This is a genomic window from Companilactobacillus baiquanensis (assembly GCF_003946605.1).
Classification (GTDB): domain Bacteria; phylum Bacillota; class Bacilli; order Lactobacillales; family Lactobacillaceae; genus Companilactobacillus; species Companilactobacillus baiquanensis.
The window spans coordinates 201,184-222,486 of the sequence record NZ_RHOQ01000001.1 but is presented as its reverse complement, the minus strand read 5'-3'; the positions used below and the strand labels follow the sequence as shown (position 1 = coordinate 222,486).

The 21,303-nt window shown below is 35.0% G+C and carries 20 protein-coding genes and 1 tRNA gene; 2 read left to right on the top strand and 19 right to left on the bottom strand.

All coding sequences use genetic code 11. The annotated features are described in order from the left end of the window. Positions 1-200: 200 nt before the first annotated feature. The 4 genes from EKM77_RS01115 to EKM77_RS01100 all read right to left on the bottom strand — a co-directional run bounded on the left by EKM77_RS01115 (position 201) and on the right by EKM77_RS01100 (position 3,884). Positions 201-288 (bottom strand) — tRNA-Ser (locus EKM77_RS01115). A 24-nt stretch (positions 289-312) separates the two neighbouring features. After that, positions 313-831, bottom strand: a complete 519-nt coding sequence (locus EKM77_RS01110; RefSeq protein ID WP_125591799.1) for an adenine phosphoribosyltransferase — start codon at positions 829-831, stop codon at positions 313-315. Between the two features lie 20 nt (positions 832-851). Continuing rightward, the gene (recJ, locus tag EKM77_RS01105) at positions 852-3,161 is read right to left on the bottom strand and encodes a single-stranded-DNA-specific exonuclease RecJ (RefSeq protein WP_125591797.1); all 2,310 of its coding nucleotides are present in this window, start codon (positions 3,159-3,161) and stop codon (positions 852-854) included. 60 nt (positions 3,162-3,221) lie between these two features. Beyond that, positions 3,222-3,884: a class A sortase gene (locus EKM77_RS01100; protein WP_125591795.1), complete on the bottom strand. Its 663-nt coding sequence runs from the start codon at positions 3,882-3,884 to the stop codon at positions 3,222-3,224. 172 nt (positions 3,885-4,056) lie between these two features. On the opposite strand from EKM77_RS01100, the gene galE reads away from it, so the two are divergent. Next, complete coding sequence (galE, locus tag EKM77_RS01095) at positions 4,057-5,049, top strand: UDP-glucose 4-epimerase GalE (RefSeq protein ID WP_125591794.1); 993 nt, start codon at positions 4,057-4,059, stop codon at positions 5,047-5,049. A gap of 151 nt (positions 5,050-5,200) precedes the next feature. Here the strand turns inward: galE and EKM77_RS01090 are convergent, their stop codons facing one another. From EKM77_RS01090 to EKM77_RS01080, 3 genes are all read right to left on the bottom strand, one after another. After that, on the bottom strand, positions 5,201-6,070 hold the full coding sequence (locus EKM77_RS01090; RefSeq protein ID WP_125591792.1) for an arginase family protein: 870 nt from the start codon (positions 6,068-6,070) through the stop codon (positions 5,201-5,203). Beyond that, a complete protein-coding gene (locus tag EKM77_RS01085; RefSeq protein WP_125591790.1) occupies positions 6,060-6,998 on the bottom strand; it encodes an NAD(P)H-dependent flavin oxidoreductase in 939 nt (312 codons plus the stop codon). The genes EKM77_RS01090 and EKM77_RS01085 overlap by 11 nt, the downstream gene beginning before the upstream one ends. A gap of 67 nt (positions 6,999-7,065) precedes the next feature. Continuing rightward, positions 7,066-7,386, bottom strand: a complete 321-nt coding sequence (locus EKM77_RS01080) for an ArsR/SmtB family transcription factor (protein WP_125591788.1) — start codon at positions 7,384-7,386, stop codon at positions 7,066-7,068. Positions 7,387-7,493: 107 nt separating this feature from the next. Between EKM77_RS01080 and EKM77_RS01075 the strand changes: the two genes are divergently transcribed. Continuing rightward, on the top strand, positions 7,494-8,624 hold the full coding sequence (locus tag EKM77_RS01075) for an AI-2E family transporter (RefSeq protein ID WP_125591786.1): 1,131 nt from the start codon (positions 7,494-7,496) through the stop codon (positions 8,622-8,624). A 128-nt stretch (positions 8,625-8,752) separates the two neighbouring features. Here EKM77_RS01075 and EKM77_RS01070 read toward each other — a convergent pair whose 3' ends face one another. The 12 genes from EKM77_RS01070 to EKM77_RS01015 form a co-directional block, all read right to left on the bottom strand. After that, positions 8,753-9,613, bottom strand: a complete 861-nt coding sequence (locus EKM77_RS01070) for an aldo/keto reductase (protein WP_125591784.1) — start codon at positions 9,611-9,613, stop codon at positions 8,753-8,755. Positions 9,614-9,743: 130 nt separating this feature from the next. Continuing rightward, positions 9,744-10,079 (bottom strand): metal-sulfur cluster assembly factor, encoded by a 336-nt coding sequence (locus EKM77_RS01065; RefSeq protein WP_125591782.1) that lies wholly within the window; start codon positions 10,077-10,079, stop codon positions 9,744-9,746. A 12-nt stretch (positions 10,080-10,091) separates the two neighbouring features. After that, positions 10,092-11,264, bottom strand: coding sequence for a nitrate/nitrite transporter (locus tag EKM77_RS01060; RefSeq protein WP_125591780.1), 1,173 nt, complete (start codon positions 11,262-11,264; stop codon positions 10,092-10,094). 27 nt (positions 11,265-11,291) lie between these two features. Next, complete coding sequence (locus tag EKM77_RS01055) at positions 11,292-11,531, bottom strand: MoaD/ThiS family protein (protein ID WP_125591778.1); 240 nt, start codon at positions 11,529-11,531, stop codon at positions 11,292-11,294. Further along, entirely contained in the window at positions 11,528-11,938 is a 411-nt protein-coding gene (locus tag EKM77_RS01050; protein WP_125591776.1) for a molybdenum cofactor biosynthesis protein MoaE, read from the bottom strand. Before EKM77_RS01050 ends, EKM77_RS01055 begins: the two co-directional genes overlap by 4 nt. Further along, positions 11,935-12,966, bottom strand: coding sequence for an ABC transporter substrate-binding protein (locus EKM77_RS01045; RefSeq protein WP_125591767.1), 1,032 nt, complete (start codon positions 12,964-12,966; stop codon positions 11,935-11,937). The genes EKM77_RS01050 and EKM77_RS01045 overlap by 4 nt, the downstream gene beginning before the upstream one ends. Before the next feature lie 2 nt (positions 12,967-12,968). After that, entirely contained in the window at positions 12,969-13,745 is a 777-nt protein-coding gene (locus tag EKM77_RS01040; RefSeq protein ID WP_164507680.1) for an ABC transporter ATP-binding protein, read from the bottom strand. Then, positions 13,738-14,667, bottom strand: a complete 930-nt coding sequence (locus EKM77_RS01035; RefSeq protein ID WP_225425177.1) for a FecCD family ABC transporter permease — start codon at positions 14,665-14,667, stop codon at positions 13,738-13,740. Before EKM77_RS01035 ends, EKM77_RS01040 begins: the two co-directional genes overlap by 8 nt. 62 nt (positions 14,668-14,729) lie before the next feature. After that, positions 14,730-15,434 carry a respiratory nitrate reductase subunit gamma gene (narI, locus tag EKM77_RS01030; protein ID WP_125591761.1) on the bottom strand — a complete coding sequence of 235 codons (705 nt, stop codon included), beginning with the start codon at positions 15,432-15,434 and terminating at the stop codon, positions 14,730-14,732. Further along, on the bottom strand, positions 15,427-16,017 hold the full coding sequence (narJ, locus tag EKM77_RS01025; RefSeq protein WP_125591759.1) for a nitrate reductase molybdenum cofactor assembly chaperone: 591 nt from the start codon (positions 16,015-16,017) through the stop codon (positions 15,427-15,429). Before narJ ends, narI begins: the two co-directional genes overlap by 8 nt. Beyond that, the gene (gene narH, locus EKM77_RS01020; RefSeq protein ID WP_125591757.1) at positions 16,010-17,569 is read right to left on the bottom strand and encodes a nitrate reductase subunit beta; all 1,560 of its coding nucleotides are present in this window, start codon (positions 17,567-17,569) and stop codon (positions 16,010-16,012) included. The genes narJ and narH overlap by 8 nt, the downstream gene beginning before the upstream one ends. After that, on the bottom strand, positions 17,559-21,227 hold the full coding sequence (locus EKM77_RS01015; RefSeq protein WP_125591755.1) for a nitrate reductase subunit alpha: 3,669 nt from the start codon (positions 21,225-21,227) through the stop codon (positions 17,559-17,561). The genes narH and EKM77_RS01015 overlap by 11 nt, the downstream gene beginning before the upstream one ends. Between the last annotated feature and the right edge of the window lie 76 nt (positions 21,228-21,303).

Here is a 21,303-nt window from a genome sequence, read left to right as displayed (position 1 = left end):
TTTTAATAATTATACTTCCTCCAAATTATTCATTGTATGTACTATTTTATTGTATCGTTTAATTTTTTAAATTCAAAAAAGACGTGCAAAACGTTTTTACTTTCTATACCATTTTATACAAAACAAAAAAGTAAGAAAGCCGCTATATCAGCTTTCTTACTTTTCATTTTACGAACGTACATTCTTATTTATTCAATTTAAGGAGAGTACAGGATTTGAACCTGCGCGCCCGAACTAACGGGTTCGCCGGATTTCGAGTCCGGTGCATTACCACTCTGCCAACTCTCCATAATAAGGGCATCTGCCCTGCTATTAATATTGCATTAAGGTAAACATATCATACCCTTTAATTTTATCACGACCATGAAGGTCCTTCAATTCAATTAGGAAAGCTGTTCCGACAACTTCGCCACCAAGTTCTTCAACTAAATCGATCGTAGCAGCAAGTGTCCCACCTGTTGCCATTAAATCATCAACAACTAATACTTTTTGACCAGGTTTGATCGAGTCTTTTTGCATATACAAAGAACCTTGACCATATTCAAGATCATAAGTAACTGAAACAGTCTCACGAGGTAACTTGCCTTTTTTACGAGCTGGTGCAAAACCAGTTCCTAATCTATAAGCTACTGGACAACCCACGATAAACCCACGGGCTTCAGGTCCAGCAATCATTTCAGCTCCACGACTCTTTGCGTATTCAACTATTTTATCAGTAGCAGCAGCATATGCTTTGCCGTCTAACATCAATGGTGATATGTCACGAAATAGTACACCTGGTTCTGGGAAATCCGGAACATTAGCAACATATTTCTTAAAATCAATATCCATCTTAAATTTCTCCATTCAATCTAGCTGTGGCAATCATATTCACTAATCCATGATAAAAGACTGCCGAAGTCAGACTCAATTAATATTTTTTCAACATCATTACGTTTTAATCTCTTCAAGTAAGTCGGAGATTCAGTTAATTCGCGTTGTTTTGAAGCATCTGCTTTTTCAACAAAACCATTTACTATTTTAACAAAATCCAACTCAAAAAACACTTTTAAATAGAAATCTACATCACTTTTTTGAATTTTTAAATAATCTGCCACCATTTGCATGTCAGTTTCACGGATATTTTGATGTGTATATAAATACTTAAGTAAAACTTTCATCTTATGCATATCCGGAGTTAAATAACGACTATTTAAATCTGTATGGAAATAAAGAGCTGTATGTAAGGTTTTATTCTCTTTGATAAACTTCTTAAATAATTCGATATCATGCGGACGATCATAAATCAAAATATTTTCACCATCACAAGATTGATCATACATGACTAACTTAGCATTGGCATCATGGCGTTTAACTACTTCATAATATGTCTCATTAAAGAAAACGATACTATCAAATTTATCCAAAATTGAAGGTGCAATTCTTTTATTACGATAATCCAAATAAATAGATTTCAATTGGCTCATTTTTTTACCTTCAGCGGATACTTCAAAATCATCAAGCATCAACTGAAGATTTTTCCTGCCAGCCCATTCGTTGACGCCTAGTTCACCGTAAACGTCACAAATACTAGTAGTTAGTTCTTTTGCTTTCTCATACATCCCAAAGCCGATTGCGTCCACTTGATATTTATCAGATGCCACTTTTGCTTTTAAATGAGTCCCATCTTTACCAATCGACTGTATTTGACTTAGATCAGCATTCTTCAATTTAATAACTGGCTTAGGATTTCCCATTCCAAATGGAGCTAAATTATTTATAGTTTTAATCAAATCAAAACTCAATTCAGAAACATTTAAATCCAAATCGTATTTTTCATTTACAGATCCATTAACATCAAATTTCTGCTTACTTGTTTCAGATTGTATTTTTTCAGTTAATTCACCCAATTTATCTTCATCTACCGAAAATCCACACGCTTGAGCATGACCACCAAAGGCTACAAACAACTCGCGATAATTATTTAAGGCTGTAAACAAATTAAATCCTTCAGGACTACGACCAGAACCCTTATAAATTCCTGATTCTGCATCAAGTTGTAAAACTAGTGTTGGTTTATGAGTTTGTTCAACCACTCGACTGGCGACAATGCCTAAAATCCCTTGATGCCAATTTTTACCACTTAAAACTAAAACACCGTTATCTTTTTGTTCCTCAACTTGTACCAAAGTATCTTCATATACTTTTGAAACAATTTCTTGCCTCTTCTTATTGATGTCTTCAGTTTCATCCACTATTTCTTTAGCAAAATCAGCATCCCCAGTGGTTAGAAGTTCTACTCCTGATGAAGCATTAGCCATTCTACCTAAAGCATTGATCCGTGGGGCAATTTTGAAACCAATATCTTCCTCACTCATGTTATTGATCTTCAACTTGCACTTTTTGATCAGTTCACTAAGACCAACATGATTATTTTCAGACATACGTTTAAGACCTTCAGTAACGATAACACGATTTTCACCTAAAAGAGGTACTGAATCGGCCACTGTTCCGATTGCAGCCAGGTCGATCAACTCTAGCGCTTCGTCACCTAGTAAGGCATCTGCAATTTTAAACGCCACTCCGGCACCTGATAAATACGGACAAACATATTCAAAACCAGGAATAGTCGGATGTACAATTGCGTCAGCATCTGGTAATTCTTCCGGCAAATCATGATGATCGGTCACAATGACCTTAATACCTTGATCTTTTAGATATTTAATTTCGTCTTTACCACTAACACCATTATCCACTGTTATTAGTAAATCAATATTTTGTTCAGCCAAAAATTTATAAACATCCAGATTAGGACCATAACCATCTTTAAAGCGATCAGGAATATAAAAGATCGGGTCTATGCCCAATTTTTTCAAAGTTAATTTCATGATCGAAGTACTAGTTACACCATCGGCGTCATAATCTCCATAAATAGCGATCTTACTATTTGTTTCAACAGCCTCATCAATTATTTCTAAGGCTTTATCCATATCGTGTAATCCAAATGGGTCCTGCAAACCACTAATGTCCGCATTTAAAAAATCCTCTAACTCTGTTTTATCTGTTAAATCTCTCTCTAATAATAATTCAGACAAAATTTTGTCAAAATTGTGTTTTTTTGAAAAGTCATCAATCTCTTTTGACGATACTTCTTTTCTTTTTATCCAATTTTTAGAAACCAATACATCACCTACTATTACTTTATTATATATTAAGAAAACAAAAAAATAAGCCTAATCGGCTTATTTAGAAAATGTTGCTAAAGTAGTTTTATTTGCTGGAAGAGTTCTGACCAATGAAGCTTGGATAGCCCAGCGATTAGTTCCACCATCTGCACAAGTGATCAAAGTAAGCATAACCTTATGCTCATCATCATCTAGTAAGTATACTGCCGTTGGAGCAACGATCTTCTTAAAAAATACTTTATAAACATAAACTTTCTTCATGTTTGTTATATAAGCTAAATCTCCTAATTGGACATTCTCTAAAGGTGAGAACAAGGCACCATTTTGAGTCATGTAATGACCTGCAAGAGCATAATTCCTCTTGCCCATTTTTTCGCCCTTTTTCATCGTTCCACCACCAGTTGATAGTGCATCATCACTTAGCCCCTTAACAATAGGTAGATATAAATCAACTGATGGAACCGCCATTTTCCCGATCGGTGCAGCGGTATTCTTTACCGACGCTTTGGCGACTTGCGAGGCACTTATAGGTTTAACTTTTTTAAAGTCATACTGCCCCTTTTTCTTTTCATTTGACTTAACTTTCTTAGCTGTTAACGAATTCATATGTTGTTCTGACATATAATTTACAGCATATTCTTTGATTGGTTCATTAAAGATCAATGCAAGAGCAATCAATAATAATAAAATTGTCCCAAAAATCGAGAAGAATTTTTTCATAGGTTTTCATTCCATTCGGGTAATTTGTTATATTAACCATAATAAGGCATCCGCAACAAAAAGTTAAATTATTAGTATAGATTTAAGTTTCACTCAAGGTAGCTCTGTTAATTTACAAATATAAGTTATAATAGACCTAGATTTAGAGTTTAAACAATTTTGGAGGTACTTTATGAGCATTCTTGTCTTAGGTGGAGCCGGATACATCGGTTCTCACACAGTCGACCATCTTTGTGAAATGGGCTATGACGTCGTTGTAGCGGATAATTTAGAAACTGGTCACAAACAGTCTGTTAACGAAAACGCAACTTTTTATCAAGGTGATATTCGTGATAGGGAGTTTCTAAGTAGAATTTTTCAAATTGAAAAAATAACTGATGTGATACACTTTGCTGCTTTTTCAATTGTACCAGAATCAATGAAAGATCCGCTGAAATATTTTGATAATAATACTTCTGGTATGATTTCTTTATTAGAAGTTATGCGTGATTTTGATGTAAAACATATAATCTTCTCTTCCACCGCAGCTACATACGGTGAACCTAAACAGATTCCAATTAAAGAATCTGATCCAACGATCCCAACTAATCCCTATGGTGAAAGTAAGTTGGCAATGGAAAAGATTATCCACTGGTCAGAAATTGCGTATGGCATTAAATATGTCGCATTAAGATACTTCAACGTTGCCGGTGCAAAGCCCGATGGTTCGATTGGTGAAGATCACAATCCTGAAACTCACTTGATTCCTGTAGTTTTAGAAGTTGCTGCAGGGCAAAGAGACAAGTTAACGATTTTTGGCGATGATTATGATACAGCAGATGGTACTAATGTCCGTGATTATGTTCATGTTGAAGATCTAGCTGAAGCACATCGCTTAGCAATGGAATATCTTCGTTCTGGAAATGACAGCGATGTCTTTAATCTAGGTTCGTCAACTGGATTTTCTAACAAAGAGATTTTAAAAACTGCTCGTGAAGTTACTGGCAAAGAAATCCCGGCAGAAATAGGTCCTAGACGTGCTGGCGATCCAAGTACCTTAATTGCCGATTCTACTAAGGCTCGTAAAGTCTTAAAGTGGTCACCAAAATATGATGACGTTCATAAAGTAATTGAAGATGCCTGGAATTTCAAAAAGAAACACTTAAACGGTTACGAAGAAGAATAATTTAGAATATTAAAGAGTGGGACAAAACATGTTCAGCTTTCGAGCATTAACGTAAATAGTTCCAGTAATCAGATCTTAGATTACTGGAACTATTTACGTTAATGTTGCATATTTAGGGTCAAAATGGTTTTGTCAAAGACTAACCTGCTTTTTATTTAAATATATCAATTTTAGATAACATATTATGTAAATTTATCGCATCCCAGGGCATATGTTCAGCAATATTAAAACCAACTATCTCGCTATCTTTTGAAATATTTTCGATAAATTCAAATACTTCATTTAACTTCATAGTACCGGTCGCATAATCTAGCGATTCTTTATCAATATATGGTTCAGCTGACAAAACAGATCTAAAGTCATTTGAATCTAGTACATCTAAGTCAAAATGAATTACCAGTTTTTCAAAATCATTTTGATTTATCCAATCAATAACTTTTTTTGAACTTATCTTTATCTGATCCGGTGTAATGAAATTCATATTCAGATCTTTAACAAGATGGTCCATTGGACGTAAATCTTGATACTGTAAACCGGCTAACATGATCTGACTGCTATCAATATGATTCTTGATATGTCGGTCAAATTCATTTGAACTTTTATTCATTAAATTAGCTAAAACCATTTCGTGAAGATGATTCGAATCTTGATTTGTTGAAACATCAGGGTGCGCATCCAACCAGATTATTCCTAATTTTTTACCGTATTTACCACTCAAATAGTCAATCGGAGCTTCTGATATTGAACAATCGCCGCCTAATGTGATTACTTTATCAGGATTTTGAATATCTAAAATATTCTTAGTCAGTTCGGTTTGTTTCAAAAGTACTTTTCTACCATTAATATCTTGTTCTATTTTAAGATCACTATCAAAATCTTGACTCACTGGTACTTCAATGGTTCTTATCGAATTACTTTCAGGTACTATGGCCGAAAGTATCTTTGAACCTAAATAATAGTCTGGATTAACTCCACCTTGCCATTGTGGCAAAATTAAACGTACTGTTTTATTAACTGACATCTTCAAAATCCTCCATTAAATTCTTTATTAATTTTTTTACACTCAAAAGCTGTTTTATTGTTGCTAGACCAGTATTAACAGTAATTATCCCCTGATCGATCTCTCCCAATCTCATTGCTGGTCGTAAATTCATGGCCACATCAAATTTTGAATTAGCCAATTGTAACGCTTTTTTTGTCTTTATTGATCGTTGTGTTTTAGACACACTGATTAAATCACTAGAGTCACTTTCAATAATCATTTGCTTTGCCTTCAAATTCATTGGTGACTCTTTGGTGACTAAGAATCTACTACCAATATATATTCCTTCAGCACCTAAATCAAAAGCTGCATTGACGCCTCTTTTATCATTTATCCCGCCTGCTCCCATTACTGGAATAGATACTTCATCAACTGTATTAGGAATAACTGTAAATGTCCCAAAAGAGTGTTCCGGTAAAACTCCTCCTTCGTCATATCCGGTAGCCACAACGATACTTGCTCCATATTTCTCAGCCAATTTAAATTGCTCAATAGTTGGGGTCAAAGGTCGAAAAATAATTACTCCATTATTCTTTTTGATTAAATCAAATAATTCTTTATGAACACTTCCTACGACAACAAAGAATTTTACTTCTTCTTCAAAAGCAACTTTTAACAGTTCTGATACATATTTATTTTCTGACAATAATTCCCTTGGATCGGGAGTATTGATATTTATTCCAAAAGAATTAGAAGTTAGCTGTTTTACTTTGATAATTTCTTTACGCATACTTTCAGAAATATTTTTTGGTCCATGTATTATTTCACTACGTCCAGCATTTGGACCCAAAACTCCCATTCCTCCAGAATTACTTACGGCTGCCACCATTTTTGCATCTGTAAGCCAAGACATTGGTGCTTGGATCAAAGGATATTTTGTTTTTAATATTTTTGATACTCTATTCATAATTAATTTACCTCATAATTATATATCGTGAATTGTCGATATTATTCTTAAAAATAAAAAGAGTATCTTACAACTCTTCTTTAATTTTTTTTGCTAGCTCAACTATGTTCCTTTCATTACGACGATAATACGTCCACTTACCATGACGTTCAGACTCAAGTAGTCCTACTTCTTGCATATCGTTCAAGTATTTAGATACTGTCGATTGTGCCAAACCTGACTTCTCAACAATATCCCCTACACATATACCCCCCATTTCATTCATCATATATTGAACCGTCTCGCAAGTTACACTGGTAATCTCTTTTTCAGGATCTTTAAGCCATCCTAAAATATCTAATCTAGTTTGATTAGAAAGTACTTTAAATAACTTTGCATTCATTTTCATAAAATAATCATATCACTTATTCTCGATATGTAAATATATAATTTTATTAAACCTAACTAATGTTAAAATATTATAAACTTGTAAAAACAATTTGAGGAGCACCGTTTATGAAACTTACTAAGCATGAATTTATTCGATATGGCGTATTAATTGCTATCTTTTTAGTCCTATTAGTTTATCCGGCACAAATATTCAATCTCTTTAAAATTATTTATAGTGCCTCATTTCCTTTGATAATTGGGGCAGCACTTGCCTATTGTATCAATCTATTATCATCAAAATTAGAAAAGTGGTTTTGGCCCAATGCCAAGAATAAATGGGCGATCGGGTTTAGAAGACCGACTGCCTTATTGATCTCTCTTTGTTTGATCGTAGCAATAATTGCTTGGGTTTTAAGACTAGTTTTGCCACAGTTTATAACAGCCATCAGCGGATTTTTCTCAAGTCTTCCTGACTTGATCGATCAATTTAATAAATGGTTAAATAACTCCAATCAAGCCAGCGCAATATCTTCACAACTAGAGACCACACAAATCGATTGGAATACTATTCAATCTAAAATTATGAAGTTTGTTTCTACTGGATTGTCTGGTGTCTTTTCTTCTACCATCTCTATTTTTGGTAGTTTATCAAAAGGTCTTTTCAACTTTATTTTGGCATTAACTTTTGCAATTTATTTAGTAAGTGGAAAAGAAATTATCGGTAAAAGATTAAGTCGAGTTTTAGATGCCTTTGTATCTCCTAAAATAATGAAAAAAACTCGTTATGTTTTACATGTAGCTAATCAATCATTTTCCAGTTTTATTGCAGGACAAGTTACTGAAGCATTTATCTTAGGGACTTTGTGTGCCTTAGGAATGTGGATCTTCCGTTTCCCTAATGCTCTCTCAATTGGTGCATTAGTTGGTATGACTGCACTGATCCCAATGATCGGTGCATGGATCGGTGGTGGAGTTGGTTTTGTTCTTATTGCTGTTACATCCCCACTTCAAGGTGTCTTATTTGTTGTTTATATTATCGTCTTACAACAACTAGAAGGAAATTTAATTTACCCACGAGTTGTTGGAGGTTCAATTGGATTACCTGGAATCTTAGTTTTAGTCGCCATTACAGTTGGAGGTGGGCTTGCTGGAATTGTCGGAATGCTTTTAAGTGTCCCTATTGTAGCTACTATTTATCAATTAGTTAGAAATGCAACTTTAAAAAAAGAGTCAAAAAAAATACCAGCTCAAGATTAATGAGCTGGCATATATATGAAATATCGTTTCTATCGTTTGGTGACACGGATCTCATAAGGAAGAAAGCTATCTCTTCCTCACATTTAGTTTACGGCCGCTAACGATTAATAACAAATAATTTGAATTTTTTAAAATTCGGCTGTATCAGGATCTTGAACTTCACCGGCAAGACCATGAAGACCATCAATTGTTTTCATATCTGCATCAGAAATTTCAAAATCAAAAAGATCAGTATTTTCTTTAATTCTATCAGCGTGAACTGATTTTGGTAGTGGCAAGAATCCATGTTGCAATGACCAGCGTAATACTAATTGAGCCACTGTCTTACCGTATCTTGAAGCCATATCTTTTAATTCAGGAACGCCAAATATTTTACCAGTACCGAGTGGACTATATGCTTCACTTAAAATATTATGGGCATTATTATAGGCTACTACTTCTGACTGTAATTCACTTGGGTTCAAAAATATTTGATTGACCATCGGTGTAACTTTAGCAGTCTTCAAAAGTTCGTCCATATGATGCTGACGGAAATTAGAAATACCAATGGCACGAGTTTTTCCTTCTTTTAATAGCTCCTCCATTGCACGCCATGTTTCGGCGTTAACCTCTTTCCAATTATCACGGAACTTAACTGGATTAGGCCAGTGTATCAAGTATAGATCTACATAATCAACGCCCAATTCTGACAATGATTTATCCATTGCTTTCTTGGTTGATTCATAGCCATGATCATCATTCCATAATTTAGTTGTCAAGAATAGATCCTCACGTTTAATACCAGAAGCTTTAATACCTTCACCTACGCTGTCTTCGTTTCCATATGCTGCAGCTGTATCAATATGACGGTATCCTGCCTCAATTGCAGATTTAACACTTTCTTTAGCAACTTCACCATCTGGAGTTTGCCAAGTTCCAAAACCTACGATAGGAATTTTAACACCATTACTTAATGTGTATGTATCTGTTAAACTATTTAATTTCGTCATTTCCGACTCCTTTCACTTTCCACTGTTTATTAGGTTACAACTTTTCTTTTTTAAACTCTCTTAATAAGCATTCAGTTGGATTAAAAAAGTTCTAAGTAGAAAATTTGATCTCTACTTAGAACTTTTTTTATTATCCGTGAATACCTAAGGCAATTTGTGCGAAACGGCTCATCTTGCTCATATCCCAAATTGGATACCAAACAAGATTTATTTCACAAGTATCAAGCCCCTCAACGGACTTAACGGCTTTATTAATATCGTCATTGATCATATCACTCAAAGGACAACCCATAGTTGTTAAAGTCATCGTTACAGTACAATGACTGCCTTTAATATCAATTCCATAGATCAAACCAAGGTTTACAATATCGATTCCCAATTCTGGATCAATAACGCTCTCCAATGCTTCTGTTACTTGTTCTGTTTCTGCTTGAACCTTTGGATCTTGTGCTTGTTCTTCACTCATAATTGGACTCCTTTAGCTAACGATTCTTCTGCTACCAGAAATATATATTTTCTGTAATAATACTAAACATATTATACCAAAAATAGCTATCAGATATATTCCAATTTTATAACTTCCGGTCATTTGTTTAATTAATCCAAGAATAATTGGTGGGAAATAACCGCCAAGTCCACCCATGGCTCCAACAAATCCTGTAACAGCACCGGTATTACCTGATGAAACAAATGGTACCATCTTAAAGATAATCCCATTTCCTAAACCAACTAAAATAGCGAGTGCAACAATAATAGTCGTAAATATTCCTTTTGTTTCTAAGAAGATTCCCAAAACAATAGCAGCAATGATAATTAAGATAAAGTCATACCGCAATAATGACATTGGTCTAATTTTATCAGACAAATAACCGCCAACTGGACGTACTAAAGTACCAATTACCGCAAATAAGGCAGCCCATAATCCAGCATCAACCAAATTGTCGTGGAATAATCCCACCATAAAAGTTGATAAAAGATTAGTCATTGACATGAACATACCAAATGTTAAGAAATAAAATAGTGCTAACAACCAAGTATCACGCTCTTTTGCAACGGATAGGGATGCAACAAGACTAGCGTTCTTATTCGTCTCTGATTCAGGACTGAATAGTAATAAAATAATAAATAAAACTAATAATCCAATCAAAACGTAAAATACTCCATTTAAATCAATCGTTTTAACCCATCTTGGGAAAAAGAAGGCTGAAAATGCAGTACCAATATTACCTACACCAGCAATACCTAAAACTAAACCTTGTTTTTCCGGTGGGAAAAATCTAGTTACATACGAAACACCAATAGCAAAAGAAGTACCACTCATACCCAATAAGAGTGCTGAAAAAACCAACATTCCATATGAATGAACTCTTGGGATCATCAAGACTGGAATGATCAAAAATAACATTAAAATTATATAAGTCTTTTTACCGCCAAATCTATCACTCATGATCCCCATTGGGATTCTCATGATAGAACCAAGCAAAATAGGTGTAGCTAAAAGTAATGATCTTTGTAGCTCTGAAACCTCAACACCTGCATTCTTTAGAATAATATCGATCATGGGTGCTAAACTAAGCCACACCATAAAGCACACCATCATCGCTAACGTTCCCATTGCCAAAGCAAAATAAGATCTGGATTTACTTCCCATATTAAATATCTCCATTCGTTATAAATTCTAGCCCCCACTAACAGGTGGAATGATTGCTATTTCTGTTACATCGGCTAACTTAAAAGCTTCATCATTAGCATATTCTTCATTAATTGCAACTAACGATTGATCTAAAATATCTGAAAAATCAGGATAAGCTTTTTTAATACTATCTTTAACATCTTTAGCATAAAAACCGTCATTCAAACTTAAATCAATTGTTGAACCAATTTCTTCTGCCAAAATTGAAAATAGTTTTACTTTCATTCTCCTAAACCTCCCCAACGTATTTTGTCTCGATCGTACTCCTTTTTCCAAATCGGTACGGTCTTTTTTAACTGGTCGATCAAAAATTGGCAATTCTCAAATGCCTCCGCTCGATGTGGGGCGGCGACTCCGATAAATACCGCAATATCGGCTAGTTCAAGTTCACCGACGCGATGAACCATAACAACATCCATTCCTTTAGCTAAAACTTGATCAGCCAATTTTTGCATTTCTTTTTCAGCCATTTGCTTATAAGTCGTATATTCAATTTTTTCAGTTTCGATTTCATCAGTAAACTTACGGATATTTCCAATAAAAATATCTACTCCGCCAAATTCAGGATGAATTAAACTTTTTGTAAGTTCATCTGTATTAATGGGTTGATCAGTTATTTTAATTAAACTCATTTAATGACCTCCCCGGATAAAATCTTTTCAAGTTCTTTGTCAGTAAACTTATGATCAAAGTATTTCACATAAAAGCTTCTAAATTTATTTTTTAAATTAACATCTTTCATCTGTTTAGGATGGAATAATTTAGCAGCCCACCAGATCTGCAAATCTTCCTCAGCGCTATATCTATCAAGTGCGAAAATACCTGTTGGATTACCGTATACTTTTTTATTCTTAACTGCTTTTAACGACGAAAAACGTGAATCCTTTTTTAGAAGTTTCAAAGCATTCTTACTTGTGGTTCCACCTACTATTATAATGTTGGGATTTGCTTTGATAATTTCTTCGGCAGAAATTTCAATCATATTCCCTTTAGTCTTAATAGCATTTTTGCCACCGGCAATATTTATCCATTGGTCAACGATCGTCTTTTTACCATCGACCTTGGTTAGATCCGCTTTACTTACGATATGCAAAACACTTGGTCTAGTTTTAGACTTTGAAACTTTACTTTTAACTTTTTTAATATCACTATCCAATTGTTTATTATAAGCTTTAGCCTTTTTATCAGCCTTACCGCCTATTATATCACCAGTAAGTGTAACCGTTTTCTTTAATCCTGTGAAATCCTGAAACATCGAATTTACTGCTGGAATATTAGCTTTTTTGATTGTCTCGATCTGCGCGTCATCAGAACTAATTACTACATCTGGTTTTTGTTTGATCAATTCTTCCAATTGAAAACTATCACCATTAAAAGGCACGGCTTGTTTTTTAACTTCTGGATATAGATCTGTCAGCAAAGCATTATCATGAATCAATTGAGTGGTTGCCACTAATTGGTTTTCACCACCCAACATTAAAAAAATGGGGTTGTTAGCATGCCATAAATCAGCGACACGTTTAACTTTTTTTGGTATCTTTACTTTTTTACCAGTATTATCAACTACTGTTCTAGTTGCAGCAGCTTGAACTTTCGATCCACCCATAAACAAGAATAATATTCCTAAAGTCAAAATGATTAATGTTTTAAATTTCCTCATAATTACCCCATTCCTATTCCAAAAACATTTCGTTGCAATACTTCATTAAAAGTAGAAATAATCGGCGTTTGGTACAATTTCGATAAATATTCATCATTTAAAATTTCCTCAGTTGAACCTTGATGATAAGTTTCTCTACTCATCAATAGACCAACATTACTAGCAACCATCGTTGCTTGATTGGGATCATGGGTACTCATCACAACTGCAATGCCTTGATCTGAAAGTCTTTTAACTAATTTTAAAACTTTAACTTGGTTTTTATAGTCCAGTGCCGATGTCGGTTCATCCATAATCAATAATTTAGGTTCTTGAACCAAAGCACGACCAATACTAGCCAATTGCTTTTGTCCACCACTCATATTTTGCAAGCTAGTGGATCTTAAATCATCTAAACCAATTCGATCGATAACTTTATCTACTAATTCTTCATCGATCTTATTTGGTTGGCTGAAAATAGAATGAAACGAACTTCGTCCTAACAATAGATAATCAAACAAACTCAGATTGGTATTTATATTAACTCCCTGACTAACTAGAGCCAATTTGTGTGATAATTCTTTACTGCTAATTTTTTTTAATTCGTCACCATCTAATTTTATACTGCCATGGTAATTGTTAAAAACGCCGCTCAGGCAGTTTATAAGTGTACTTTTACCAATACCATTAGGGCCCAAGATCACCAGAACCTGACCTGATTCAACTTTTAAATCAACATTACTAATAGTGTTGGAATCTTTATATGAAAATGACAAATTACTGGTTACTAAACTAAACACCAATATTCCTTCCTTTTATTAAGATAAAAATAAAAATCGGTACCCCGATAAATCCTGTAACGATGCTTAAAGGAATATCATTCACAGAGATGCTCCGGGCAATAGTATCAGAAATCAACAACAGCACTGAACCGACAACTGCTGACATTGGTAAGGCATAACGATTATCATCCCCAACTATTTGTCTACTAATGTGCGGTACGACTAACCCGATCCAACCAATAACGCCACAAAGACAAACTGCTGCAGCAGTCAACAATGTTGCAAAAGCAATCATGACATTTCGATTCAATCTAGGATTAATACCGATTGTTTTAACGGTAGCTAAATCTAGTGATAAAGTATTTAATCTCCATCTAGTAACAAGCAAGAAAATTATCCCTACTATTATTACGGGTCCAACTGAATATAGTGCTTGTTTATCAACCTTCATAAAGCTACCCATTTCCCAATAAACAATACTTTGTAATTGGTCTTCAGGATCGGCGACATATTTAACAGATCCTAAAATTGATTGCATTAAACCGGACATAATTATTCCTGACAAAATCAAACCAATACTGGATTTACTATGCAAAAAACTGTCGATCACTAGTGTCAAAACAACCGTGACAACTCCCATTACAAAAGCCGCCAACTCAATTATATAAATTGGAGCATTATTCAAAATGGCAATTGCCGCACCGACACTTGCACCAGTAGAGACACCAAGAATGTTCGGTGAAGCTAGACCATTATTGAAGACAGATTGAAAAGTGGCGCCAGCCATAGATAGACCAGCGCCAACTAAAATCACAGCAATGATACGAATGAATCTAAGATTTAAAATCAATTTGGTTGCGCTATTAGCGTTGCCAAAAAAGAACTTAGAAACCTCGGTCATCGACAAGTTGTATCGTCCAATCATCATCGAACAAAATATTAGAATTATTAGTACGATAAACGTTAATGTAATTAAAAATTTATTTTGATTTTTTTTGATTACTATTTTGATCTTCCTCTCAAGCCTTTTTTACGATAGACAATCGGACGTCTAAAGATATATTGCCATGGCAAAGTTAAGGCATGAACTAATCTTGTATATGGGAAAAAGGCAAAGATAAGTAATCCGCATATAACATGAATTCTAAAGACGATCGGAACTTGTAACATCAAATGATAATCTGGGTGGAAATAAAACAATTGACGAGCCCAGACTGAAAGATTTAAACGATAGTTAAATTCGGGATGAAAAATAGTACCTTCTATTAATGAAGCACTCAATCCTAAAACAATAACTATCAAGAATGAAACATTAACTACTAAATCACTAAAAGAACTAGTTCTGAAAACACGCTTATTAGAAAATCGACGATAAGATAAGATCAACATCCCGGCCAAAGCCATAAATCCAGCTAATCCTCCCATTACTAAAGCACCCATATGATACACCTCATTTGGAATACCTAAAAAATCAGTAAATGATTTAGGAATAAAGATCCCAACGACATGTCCAAAGAATACAAAAATAATTCCGATGTGGAATAAAATACTTCCCACCATTAATTGCTTCTTTTCCAATAATTCACTAGATTTAGCAGTTATATTTCCACCGTATAAAGCTAAACGAATAATTGTACCAAAGAAGAATGATCCTAAAGCAACATAAGGGAATATTACCCATAAGATATAGCCCCAAACATTATCCATTACTTACTTCCCCCTCTTGAACAGAATTACCTTCAAGACAAGACTTGAACTCGGCTCTAACGATTTTGATAATCTCAAAGTACGAATCATCTGACTGTACTTTAGAATTCTTCAACAAATTATAAGTACCATCTTCAATAACGGAGAATAGTAATTGTAAATCTTGTTGACGATCATCGTTTCTCCAATCACTAAAAGCCAGAAATTCTAGCATTAGCGGCAAATAATCAGACATTTCTGTCCCATCAATTCGCACTCCAAACATTTCATAAAGCATCTTCAATTTGGCTAAGAGTTGTCCTCTTTCTCTTGAATCCGTCATTTTATAATAACTCATATATAAAGTATAACGATTATTCAACTCAAAAAGTGAAACATAATGTGTTTTTAATTCTTCTAATGAATATCTTTGCATTTTATAAATTATATCTAGCAATTTTTCCTTTGATGGTGTTTCTGCATAGTCATTTTTAAAATCATTGATAAAATCATCAGTTAAGATAGATTGTTGCGGATAATCCAATAATCTGGAAAGATAGACAAAACCTTGTTTTAAAGAATTTAACTTTTCAATATTAATCACGCCAAATTCCTCCGTAGAAGCTTTCTGCGTAAATGTCTTTAGTTGATTCACCAGCCTTGGCTTTACGAAGCATACTTCCATGAACTGGAGCTAATGCACAACCGTTACATTGCTCAAAGCCCAATCCACCTTGGTCTTCAGCAACAGGAGCAACTTTTTCTTTTTTACTCTTTGGAATAACAAATCTATCTTCATATTTTGCAATAGCAAGTAAACGATATAGTGATGTAGCTGAATCTTCAGTTAATCCGACACGATCCAATTTTTCAGGATCAAAGTCTTTACCGCTAGTCTTTGCTCTCATATATAATCTCATCATTGCTAATTTATATAATGCACTCTTAATAACTTCGGTATTTCCACCTGACAAAAGATTTGCTAAATATTCAACCGGGATACGCATTTCATTGATTGCAGGGAAAATCATTTCAGGATACTTGATTGAATTCTTTCCCTCAAAATAATTCATAATTGGTGACAATGGTGGCACATACCAAACCATTGGCATTGTACGGTATTCAGGATGTAGTGGGAAAGCAATTTTTTGTTCAACTGCCATCTTATAAATAGGTGATTTTTGAGCACATCTGATTGTTTCCATATCTACACCATCAGCTAATGCTTGTTCAACAATTTCTGGATCATTAGGATCAAGGAATAATCCTAATTGAGCTTCATAAAGTTTTGTATCATCTGGTTCCTCACAAGCTTCTGCAACTCGATCAGCATCATAAAGAATGACCCCGATATATCTGATTCTACCAACACAAGTTTCAGAACAAACTGTTGGTAAACCTTCTTCAATTCTTGGATAACAAAATGTACATTTTTCGGCTTTATTTGTATTCCAGTTGAAGTAGACCTTCTTATAAGGGCAACCTGTCATACAAAATCTCCAGCCACGACAACGTTCTTGATCGACTAAAACAATTCCGTCTTCGTCACGTTTATACATGGCACCACTTGGACATGAAGCGACACAAGCAGCATTCAAACAGTGTTCACAAAGTCTTGGAAGATACATCATAAAGGTTCTTTCAAAGTTACCTTTGATGTCTGATTCAATACTTTGCATATTAGGATCTTCACCAAAACTGCGGTCTGAACCGGCCAAGTCATCATCCCAATTAGGACCATTGGTAAGGTCCATATATTCACCAGTAATTTGTGATTTTGCACGTGCAACTGGTTGATGTTTTGATTCTTTTCCAAAAAGTGTTTGATAATCATAAGTCCATGGTTCGTAATAATCGTCTAGATTAGGCATATCAGGATTGTAAAAAATCTTAGCCAGAGCAACTTTATTTAACTTGCTACCGGCACGTAATTCCAATTTACCTTTACGATTAAGTTTCCAGCCACCCTTGTAATGACTTTCATCTTCCCATTTTTTAGGATAACCAACACCAGGTCTTGTTTCAACGTTGTTAAACCACATATATTCAGCGCCTGGTCGATTTGTCCATGTCTGTTTACATGTTACTGAACAAGTATGACAGCCAATACACTTATCCAGATTCAATACCATGGAAATTTGTGCTTTAACTTTCATGCCACTTGACCTCCTTTAATTTTCTAACATTTACATATAAGTCTCTTTGATTACCGATTGGTCCATAGTAGTTAAATCCATAGCTCAATTGAGCATAACCACCAACCATTTGAGTTGGTTTAACGTGGATCTGTGTTGGAGCATTGTGACTACCACCACGGTTACCAGTAATTGTTGATAATGGTTCTTCAATTTCCATATCCTGAGCATGATACATATACATTGTGCCATCAGGCATACGTTGTGAAACAACTGCTCTTGCAGTTACAACACCATTCTTGTTATAAAGTTCAACCCAATCGTTATCCTTAATATCGATCTTTTTAGCATCATCCAAACTCAACCAAACAGTTGGACCACCTCTAAATAAGGTCAACATGTATAGATTATCTTGGTAGGTTGTATGAATGTTCCATTTACCATGCGGTGTTAGGTAACGAAGTGTTAATTCTTTATCAGCCGGTTCAACTTTAGTATCAGCTGGTCCTAAAACATGTGGTGGAAGTGTTGGTTTATAAGTTGCTAACTCCTCACCATATTCTTGGAAGATCTCATGATCTAGATAGAACTGTTGACGTCCTGTCAAAGTTCTAAATGGAACATTTCTTTCGATATTGACAGAGAATGGTGAATATCTGTCACCATCATGTTTCGCACTAGAGAAAATTGGTGTTGGGATAGCCTCTTTAGGTTGAGCAGTGATATTAGCAAACGTCATTTGTTTCTCTGTTAAACCTGCTGAAATATCTGTTAATTTCTTACCAGTTATCTCTTCTGCATCTTCCCAAGCTTTTTTAGCCACATGACCATTTGAAGCACTTGAAAGATGAAGAATTGATTCCGCAACATTTTTATCCTCATCAAGTTTTGGATAGCCTTTATCGACACCATCAGAATATGTTCCGATAATATCTTTCAATTCGTTATATTCATCAGCTACGCTGTAACTATATCCATTTGATCCAACTTTGCCGCAAGCGTTTGGTCCTAAAGCAACATACTTATCATAAACAGCCGTATAATCACGTTTTACTAATGACAAGCTTGGCATAGTCTTGCCAGGGATAGGTTCAATTTGACCACGTTTCCAATCTTTGATCTTACCGTATGGTTGTGAGATTTCTCCCATTGAATCATGACCTAGCGGTTGGGTCTTCAAATCGTATTGTGGTTCACTATAATACTTTTTAGCCATTTCTGAGAATCGTTTTGAAATATGCTTGAAAGCTTGCCAGTCACTTTGTGATTCCCAAAGTGGATCGACTGCTTTATTGAATGGATGGATGAATGGATGCATATCGGTACTTGAAAGATCTTCTTTTTCATACCAAGTTGCTGCTGGCAAAACTATATCTGAATAAAGTGGTGTCGTTACCATTCTGAAATCAAATGCTACGGCAAGATCTAATTTACCAGTAACACTCTTTTCATCCCATTCCATATCAACTGGCTTAAAGTTTTCACTTTGTTTAGCCAATAAACCATTCTCTGAACCAAGGATATGTTTCATAAAGTATTCTTGACCTTTACCAGATGATGAGAATAAGTTAGAACGCCAAATGAATAAAGCCTTAGGTTGGTTGATATCTTTATCTGGTGCTTCAGCAGCGAAATGAAGACTGCCATCTTTTAACTCTTGAACGACTTTCTTAGATATTTCTTTAATATCAGTTGTCTTGTAATCTTTTACAAAATTCAAATTATTACGATCAAATTGTGGATATGATGGCATCCAACCTAATCTGATCGCCATTTGATTATAGTCAGCTGGATGTTTATATCCATCCTCAATTGTTTTGACTGGCGACTTCATTCCTTCGTTATCAAGTTCATCATATTTCCATTGATCACTTGCAAAGTAGAAGAATGATGTTCCTTGTTGCTGACGGGCGCCACCAGGTTGCCAATCATTGGCAAAAGCAATGTTAGCCCAACCTTCAGCCGGACGTAATTTTTCTTGTCCAACATAGTGAGCCCAGCCACCACCTTGAACACCGATACATCCTGTTAGCATCAGCATATTAATAATGGCACGATACGTCATATCACTGTTAAACCAGTGGTTAATACCTGCACCAACGATGATCATGGATTTACCTTTAGTATCAGCTGCATTTTGTGCAAACTCACGTGCTATTTGAACAACTAGATCAGAACGCACGCCGGTAACTTTTTCTTGCCAAGCTGGTGTAAACAGACTGTCCGCATCGTCATAGCCTTTAGCTGCATAAACATCGATCTTTTTACGTTTGATACCGTATTGAGCCATAATTAAATCAAACACGGTCGTAATATATTTCTTCGATCCATCTTTTAAAGTGATCTCTCGACAAGGGATAGTTCTGCAATAAATTGAATTACCTTCATTATCGAAATTAGGCATATCAATTACTTTATAGTCTTCACCCAAGAATGAAAGTTTAGGACTGATCTCACGACCAAATTCTGAAGTTAGATCCAGATTCCATTTTTCGCTCTTATCCCATCTTTGACCAATTGTTCCGTTTGGAACGACCAATTTATCAGTCGGTTCATCAACTAACATTGGTTTCCATTCTGGATTAGCTTCATTGGTATCTTTAAGGTCTGAAATTCTTAAGAAACGACCTGATACAACATGCTCTTCATTATTTTCACTTTGATCAAGCATAATAACGAATGGTAAATCAGTGAATTTTTTAACATAGTCAGTAAAGTATGGAACTTGTTGATTATTGTAATATTCATTCAAAATAACATGAGTGAATCCTTGTGCTAAAGCAGCATCTGATCCAGGATTTGGTGCTAGCCAGTTGTCAGCAAATTTTACATTTTCCGCATAGTCAGGACTGATCGAAACGACCTTTGTTCCCTTATATCTAGCTTCAACCATAAAATGAGCATCCGGTGTTCTAGTTAATGGAACGTTAGAACCCCACATCATCAAATATTGACTGTTATACCAGTCACTAGATTCAGGAACATCAGTCTGTTCACCCCAAACTTGAGGTGATGCTGGTGGTAGATCGGCATACCAATCGTAGAAACTTAACATTTCTCCACCAATCAATGACATGAATCTGGCACCTGAAGCGTAACTCAACATCGACATTGCAGGAATTGGAGAAAATCCGGCAATTCGATCAGGTCCATATTTTTTAATGGTATATAAAAGCATGGCTGAAATAAGTTCAGTTGCATCATCCCATTTAACACGGATCAAACCACCATGTCCACGCACACTCTTATATGATTTAGTTTTCTCTGGATCAGTGACGATAGATTCCCAGGCATCAATTGGATTTTCAAATTGATCCTTGGCATCTTGCCACATTTTCCATAGTCGCTCACGAATATATGGATACTTTATCCGTAATGGACTGTATTCATACCATGAGAAACTGGCACCACGAGGACAACCACGGGGCTCAAATTCTGGCATATTGGGTCCACAAGATGGGTAATCAGTCGATTGATGTTCCCAAGTAACGATCCCTTGTTTAACATAAACATTCCAACTACATGATCCAGTACAGTTAACACCATGTGTTGTACGGACTACCTTATCGTGTGACCAACGTTCTTTGTATAATTTTTCCCAACGTCTTGAATCTTCTTCTAGTTGAGTGAAATTACCATTGAACTTTTCTACTTTTTTAAAAAATCTCGATTTTAACATATGTAAATTCCCACCTAGTTCTACATACTTTGTTCTAACTATAAATCTAGCACTTATCCTAATTGATTTTGATTAG